The sequence below is a fragment of the Glaciimonas sp. GG7 genome (genome assembly GCF_052976905.1).
In genome coordinates, this window is sequence record NZ_JBRIIQ010000056.1 from 20225 (window position 1) to 27210 (window position 6986).

Consider the following 6986-nt stretch of genomic DNA (forward strand, 5'->3'; position numbering starts at 1 on the left):
ACAAATTTAGCCTTTTTTCTTTGTAGAGATTTTTCTGGATTTAACTGCATTAAAAACAGACGCCTGATGCACTGCATCGGGCGTTTTGTATTGCAGTGCGAGATGCGGCCTTTCGTGGTTGTAGGTCTGTATAGACTGATCGATCATGATCGCTGCTTGGGCGAAATTGTCTGGCTTGACTGTGAGAAATTCATTTTTGATGATGCCATTAATCCGCTCAGCCAAGGCATTTTGATAGCAATCGTAACCATCTGTCATGGAGCATAAAACGTCGTGACTCTGGTGCAGTCGCTGATAGGCTGCTGAACAATATTGCAAGCCACGATCGGAGTGATGGATTAATTGTTGATCCGTAGCTCTTTTCTTGAGTGCCATTTTTAATGCCTTTGCAACGCCATCGGTGTGTAATGTCGGATGCAGATGATGTCCCATGATTTTGCGTGAATGCGCATCCGTGACCAGACTCAGGTAGGCCGTCGTTTCCCGCGTATCGATATAGGTAATATCAGCCACCCATAGCTGCTCGGCCATGCCGGGCTTGGGGGCATCTTTAATCAGGTTAGGATGCTTGAACATCCAATGTCTCGAATCGGTCGTCTTGTGGTAGCTCCGCTTCGGTTTGACCAGCATATGCGACATACGCAAACTACGAAACAAGCCATCGCGTCCAAGCTTGATCCCCGCCTCAGCGATGCGATCCTTTAACAAATAATGTAACTTGCGCGTACCGATGCGCGGCTGCTTCAGACGTACCTGCGTGACCATACTTTGCACAGTACTATTGCGAGCGGCAAGCGCTACCTGCGCGCCGATACGTTTGTAATACGTTTGTCGGCTAATCCCGAGCAACTGACAGGCCTTCGTAATACTCAGCCCTTCTTTTTCCCGCAGGAGGTCAGTGGCCCGGGCGAAGGCTTTTTTGCCAGTGTCACCCCGTGCTCCTTGACCATCACCTCAAGCATGGTCTTCAATAATAAGGACTGCATCTTCGCGCTCTCAAGCTCGGTTTCGAGTGCCTTGATGCGTTGTTCAGGCGTCGGAGGCTGAGCTGTTGTCTGGTATATAGCCTGCGATTGTTTGCGCTGTAGGGATTGGGCAAGCACACTCCAGTCCTGCTGACCATGCTTGCGCAACCACACCAAAACGGTGGTTTTACCTTGAATACCGTATTTCTTTTGCGCTTGCTTATAGGTGATCTCGCCTTTTTCTACCGCGCTTACCACCTCCAATTTAAAAGCCAGGCTGTAATCTCGCTGACTACGCTTCTTTCTTTCTGACATCTTGGTCCTCCTAAAATAAGGCATTGTTGTGACAACCTATTTTAGGACGGGACAGGGTGAGGGAATAAGGGGGAATCCAAGTTTCCCCTTTTTTGCATTTGAACCGCGAATTAGAGACAAAATAATATAATTTTGTAAATTTAATTAGGTTAGTTATACGATTCCAGAATAATCTATGGTGTGTAATTTTTACGCTCTGTTTGGTTAGATGCAATCCTGGTTTTTAATTTCCTTTTTAAAACATGATGACCCCCACACTCCCGATACCTTCGCATACGCCCATTCGCAAAATCCTGATCGCTAACCGTTCTGAAATCTGCATCCGCGTCATGCGCGCCGCTGCCGAACTCGGGATTCGGACCGTCGCCATTTACGCCGCAGAAGATCGCTTTGCCTTGCACCGTTTTAAGGCCGACGAGAGTTATTTGGTGGGGGAGGGCAAGAAGCCGATCGCGGCCTATCTGGATATCGCCGACATCATCCGTATCGCTAAAGAAGCCAAAGTCGATGCGATTCATCCGGGCTACGGCTTTTTGTCTGAAAATCCCGAGTTTGCCGAAGCCTGCGCACACAACGGGATCGCCTTTATCGGCCCGACACCGACCGTCATGCGCACGCTGGGCAACAAGGTTGCCGCCCGTAACGCCGCGGTTGCCGCTGGTGTGCCGGTGATGCCCGCCACCTCTGCTTTGCCGCACGATATCGACGCTGCGCAAAAGATGGCCGCTGAAGTCGGTTATCCGTTGATGCTCAAAGCCAGTTGGGGCGGCGGCGGGCGCGGTATGCGCGTGATCGAAACGGCGGTTGAATTGCCCGGCCATTTAGAGATGGCGCGACGCGAAGCGCTGGCTGCTTTTGGCAATGATGAAATGTATCTGGAAAAACTGGTACGGCGCGCGCGTCACGTTGAGGTCCAAATCCTTGGCGATGCGTATGGCAATCTGGTGCATTTGTTTGAGCGCGATTGCTCCGTCCAGCGTCGCAATCAAAAAGTGGTGGAGCGCGCCCCCGCGCCGTATCTGGATGCCGCAACGCGCACCGAACTGTGCGAGGCCGCTTTGCGACTGGGCCGGGCGGTCAACTATACGCATGCCGGTACGGTTGAATTTTTGATGGATGCCGATACCGGCAAGTTTTATTTCATCGAAGTTAATCCCCGGATTCAGGTCGAGCATACGGTGACGGAACAGGTCACCGGGATCGATATTGTCAAGGCGCAAATTCGGATTACCCAAGGCGCGGTCATTGGCGGCAACATTGGCGCTGAGAATTCCGCCGGCGTTCCCGCGCAAGCTGAGATTCGCCTCAATGGACATGCGCTGCAATGCCGCGTCACGACTGAAGATCCGGAAAATAATTTCACCCCCGATTATGGTCGCCTGACTGCGTATCGCAGCGCTTCGGGTTTCGGTATTCGTCTCGATGGCGGCACCGCTTATTCGGGCGCGGTGATTACGCCTTATTACGATTCGCTGCTGGTTAAAGTCACCGCGCACGCGCCTAGCTCAGAGGAGGCGATTGCGCGCATGGACCGGGCGCTGCGCGAGTTCCGTATCCGTGGCGTGTCCACCAATTTGCAGTTCCTTGAGAACGTGATTAATCATCCCGATTTCAAATCCGGCCAGTGTATTACCCGCTTTATTGATACCACCCCGGCACTCTTTCAGTTTGCTAAACGGCGCGATCGGGCGACCCGGATGTTGCGTTTTATCGGCGAAGTGGCCGTCAATGGCAATCCAGAGATGAAGGGGCGGGTCCACCCCACCGGCACGCTGCCGACACCGCTGATCCCGAAGACCGACCGGTTGGCGCCCATTGCCCCGGGCAGCCGCGATATTCTGATCGCACTTGGCCCAGATAAATTTGCGCAATGGATGAAAGATCAGCCGCAGATTCTGCTCACCGACACCACCATGCGCGACGCCCATCAATCGTTGTTCGCCACCCGCATGCGCACTGCCGACATGCTGGCCATTGCGCCCGCCTATGCGCGTACCTTGCCGAATTTGTTCTCGCTGGAATGCTGGGGCGGGGCGACCTTTGACGTGGCGATGCGCTTCTTAAAAGAAGACCCGTGGGAGCGTCTGGTGCAATTGCGCGAGCGTGTGCCCAATATCCTGTTTCAGATGCTGCTGCGCGGTTCCAACGCTGTCGGCTACACCAACTATGCCGACAACGTGGTCAAACACTTTGTCGCCCAGGCGGCCAAGGGTGGGATCGATTTATTCCGGGTATTTGACTCGCTCAATTGGGTTGAAAACATGCGCGTGGCGATTGATGCCGTGCGTGAATCCGGGGCGTTGTGCGAAGGGGCGATCTGTTATAGCGGCGATTTGCTCGATAGCAGCCGCGTCAAGTACGACCTGAAATATTACGTCAGCATGGCCAAGGAGTTAGAGCGCGCCGGGGTGAATATTCTGGCGATCAAAGACATGGCCGGGATTTGCAAACCGCAAGCGGCACGGATGCTGGTCAAAGCATTAAAAGAAGAAGTCGGCCTGCCGATTCACTTCCATACCCACGACACCAGCGGCATCAGCGCCGCCAGCGTATTGGCGGCGATCGAAGCCGGTTGCGATGCGGTCGATGGCGCGATGGATGCGATGAGCGGCCTGACCTCGCAGCCGAATCTGGGCGCGATTGCAGCTGCCTTGCGTGGTACCGAGCGCGATCCAAAACTAGACCCGACGGCGATGTTTGGGATATCCCAATACTGGGAGGGCGTACGCCGTGCCTATGCACCGTTTGAGGCCGATATCCGCTCAGGTACGTCGGACGTGTATCGCCACGAAATGCCGGGCGGCCAATACACCAACCTGCGCGAACAGGCACGCGCAATGGGTCTGGCACATCGCTGGACCGAGGTATCGCAAGCCTATTCAGATGTCAATCAACTGTTCGGCGACATTGTAAAAGTCACGCCGACCTCCAAAGTGGTGGGCGACATGGCGCTGTTTATGGTCGCCAATGATTTAACGCCTTCTGATGTCAGTAATCCTGACAAGGAAGTCGCATTTCCTGACTCGGTAATTTCATTGTTTAAAGGCGAGCTGGGCTTTCCGGCCGATGGATTCCCTAAATTGTTAGAGCAAAAAATTCTCAAAGGCGGACAACCGATGGTCGGTCGTCCCGGCGCGCATTTGCCGCCAGTCGATCTGGTGCTGGCACGCGCCGACGCTGAGAAAGCCGTCGAGCGCAGCATCAGCGAGCAAGAGCTATCGTCCTATCTGATGTATCCGAAAGTCTTCAAAGAATACGCAGAACATCGACGTCACTACGGCAACGTCAGCGTGCTGCCGACCCCGGTGTTTTTCTATGGCTTGCAAGACGGGCAGGAAACCTCCATCGATATCGATCAGGGCAAGACGCTGGTAGTGCGCCTGCAAGGTCAGACCGAGGTCACTGACGACGGACAGAGCAAGCTGTTCTTCGAACTCAACGGCCAGCCGCGTCTGATCCGTATCGATCGCGCAGGTGCGGTCAAAACCATTACCCATTTACGCGCTGAGGATGGCAACGCTAAGCATGTCGGCGCGCCTATGCCGGGCATGGTGGTCACGGTGGCGGTCAAGGCTGGGCAAAAAGTGGAAAAAGGTGATCCGCTGGTGTCGATTGAAGCCATGAAGATGGAAACCATGATTCGCGCTGAGCGCAATGGAACGATTGGTCATGCGCATGTGAAGCCGGGGACGGTGATTAGTGCTAAGGATTTGCTGATTGAGTTTGTGGATTAATACTGAAAATCGTTGGAGATAGGATGCCTATAAGTTTTTCTTATAGCCCTATCCCTAATCGGTATTTCCGTAAAAACCCTGTGCCACCTACACTCTTTTCTAACAGCAGATGTTCTTGCTAAGACCGTTACCGCGGTCACGTAGTTTGATACCGATGCGCTTACCCAGCCCATTGTGATATCAAGCGCAATCCAGATTATCCATTTGGAGAACCCAAGACAGATCAACTCTCCTCGTTATCCGGGGCGGTGTTGTTGGATGCAAAAAGTGGTGTCAAAAAGTGGTGTCAGTAAGATCGGAAGCAATGCCGATCGTACTGCCCACTTTTTTGTCGTCTGTGATGATCATTAGCCAAAAAAAACCACCCGGGGAAGTAGGTGGCGAAGGAGGTGATCAGTGGTGCGATACGGTGGAGGATGGGGTTCATGTCACCACAAAAGCTACCGTTGACACATCATGACGCACGCGCTTAGAAGCTACCATCGGCGATCGTGGGATTTTTGGTAGGGTAATGCCCTATTTTGGCGCGCCGTCGGATTGTGCTGCGCCACCAGATATCTGGGAATAACAGCTTTCTACGACTAAACTGAGTAATCCCTGCGTTAGAATGACGCCACTTAAAAATAACAGCAATATTTCACAGGAAATGGTAATGGCCAATAACAACACAGTACAAAGCTTATCCAAAGACGAATACGATGCACTGAGACAAATCGCGCGTGGTATTGCGCGGGGGAATGAGACGGCTTGCGTTGCGCGTAATACCAAACGTCTGTCAGGCTTGAAATACATTACCTATGGAAAACATGGACAACTGACGTTGACCGAAAAAGGCCAGGAAACATTGTTTGTCAAAAGCTGTATCGAAGGTCTGCGTGCCGTCTCGAATGATGCTTTGGCCCCGCTTGAAGCTGATGTTGAAGTGTTCCTCGGCAGAAAGGGCCACATTGTTCCTGCTGCCTCCGGCGCTGGGTTTGAGATCACGTTACGTGGACGCGAAAGCCTTGCAGACATTGACGCAAACGCTGCTTAATGTGTTCTGATGTATCGGTATAAATAAAAGGAATGTATATGCAATGTGATGCGTGTAATGCGATAGAACTCAGAAAACGTAAAGAGGTGGGACACGCAAAGTTATTGCCAATTGGCGAACCCGTCAAAGTGCGTAATATGGGACAGCCTGCCGTGATCATGACCCATTATGTGTGCGAGGATTGCGCGACAAAGTGGCAGTACGAAGATGATCGGCGTGATGTCTATGCCGGATGGAGCGTTGAGGCATGATGGCCAGTTGATGATGTCAAGTTGAGAGCGGGAGCGGAAAATGCCTGTCAGCAAGCCAGATACCGATAAGGATAAAGGGGACGCAAAACTGCAGGCCGAGCAAACATCTGCTCTTGGCCATATCCTGCACGAAGTCGCTGTGCAGGCAGACGGAACGGAAGACCCCGGTGCCGGAATCGAGCAAATGGTTGAGTCGCAAGCCGACAGTGGCAGCAGCTTACTCACCAGCAATCCGGTGAACAATGCGTCGGACCGCGCAGCGCCGCAAGTGCCTGCTATTTTGAAGCCGCCATTACCCAAAAAACCTGTTTGAATCTTTGCTTTTCAGGCCGCCCCGAACGTTATGCGTTGCGGGGTATTTTTTTGTCTTAGCGATTGTGTGCGAATTTTTCCCAGCGCAACTTCTCTCGTTTGCTAGTTGGCGCGAAAGAGGGGGGAGTTTGAAAGTAGAGATGAAACAGAAAGCAGACGAGGCAATCTTCAGAACGAAGACTGAAAACAAATCAGGATCGCCGCTGGCAGATCCTTAGCAAAAATAGTGCGTCTTACCAGCAAGCTTAAAAACAAGCTGCTTATCTAAATAAACAGCATAAAACAAACAGCGATATTACTTGGTAGTGACAAACAGACGCAGAGATCGATTCGTGCTCGATGAACCGGGCGCTTAGAGAAGCTATCACCGACTGCC

5 protein-coding genes are annotated in these 6986 nt (G+C 52.5%); 4 read left to right on the forward strand and 1 reads right to left on the reverse strand.

Annotated elements, in window-relative coordinates; genetic code table 11:
- Positions 1 to 6: 6 nt before the first annotated feature.
- Positions 7 to 1304 (reverse strand): IS3 family transposase gene (locus ACVBEF_RS13605; RefSeq protein WP_447124482.1). Its coding sequence is split into 2 segments (ribosomal slippage): positions 7 to 923 and positions 923 to 1304, totalling 1299 coding nucleotides; the frame shifts between segments, so codons are not numbered across the junction.
- 221 nt (positions 1305 to 1525) lie between these two features.
- Here ACVBEF_RS13605 and ACVBEF_RS13610 point away from each other — a divergent pair.
- The 4 genes from ACVBEF_RS13610 (at position 1526) to ACVBEF_RS13625 (ending at position 6611) form a co-directional block, all read left to right on the forward strand.
- The gene (locus ACVBEF_RS13610) at positions 1526 to 5014 is read left to right on the forward strand and encodes a pyruvate carboxylase (protein WP_447124483.1); all 3489 of its coding nucleotides are present in this window, start codon (positions 1526 to 1528) and stop codon (positions 5012 to 5014) included.
- A gap of 652 nt (positions 5015 to 5666) precedes the next feature.
- Positions 5667 to 6047, forward strand: a complete 381-nt coding sequence (locus tag ACVBEF_RS13615) for a hypothetical protein (RefSeq protein ID WP_447124484.1) — start codon at positions 5667 to 5669, stop codon at positions 6045 to 6047.
- A 38-nt stretch (positions 6048 to 6085) separates the two neighbouring features.
- Positions 6086 to 6298 carry a hypothetical protein gene (locus ACVBEF_RS13620; protein ID WP_447124485.1) on the forward strand — a complete coding sequence of 71 codons (213 nt, stop codon included), beginning with the start codon at positions 6086 to 6088 and terminating at the stop codon, positions 6296 to 6298.
- A 40-nt stretch (positions 6299 to 6338) separates the two neighbouring features.
- The gene (locus ACVBEF_RS13625; protein ID WP_447124486.1) at positions 6339 to 6611 is read left to right on the forward strand and encodes a hypothetical protein; all 273 of its coding nucleotides are present in this window, start codon (positions 6339 to 6341) and stop codon (positions 6609 to 6611) included.
- Positions 6612 to 6986: the final 375 nt, after the last annotated feature.

Excerpts from the sequence above, each read along its gene's own strand:
- ACVBEF_RS13610 (WP_447124483.1), top strand. The coding sequence starts at position 1,526 with ATGACCCCCACACTCCCGATACCTTCGCATACGCCCATTCGCAAAATC.
- ACVBEF_RS13615 (WP_447124484.1), top strand. The coding sequence starts at position 5,667 with ATGGCCAATAACAACACAGTACAAAGCTTATCCAAAGACGAATACGAT.
- ACVBEF_RS13620 (WP_447124485.1), top strand. The coding sequence starts at position 6,086 with ATGCAATGTGATGCGTGTAATGCGATAGAACTCAGAAAACGTAAAGAG.
- ACVBEF_RS13625 (WP_447124486.1), top strand. The coding sequence starts at position 6,339 with ATGCCTGTCAGCAAGCCAGATACCGATAAGGATAAAGGGGACGCAAAA.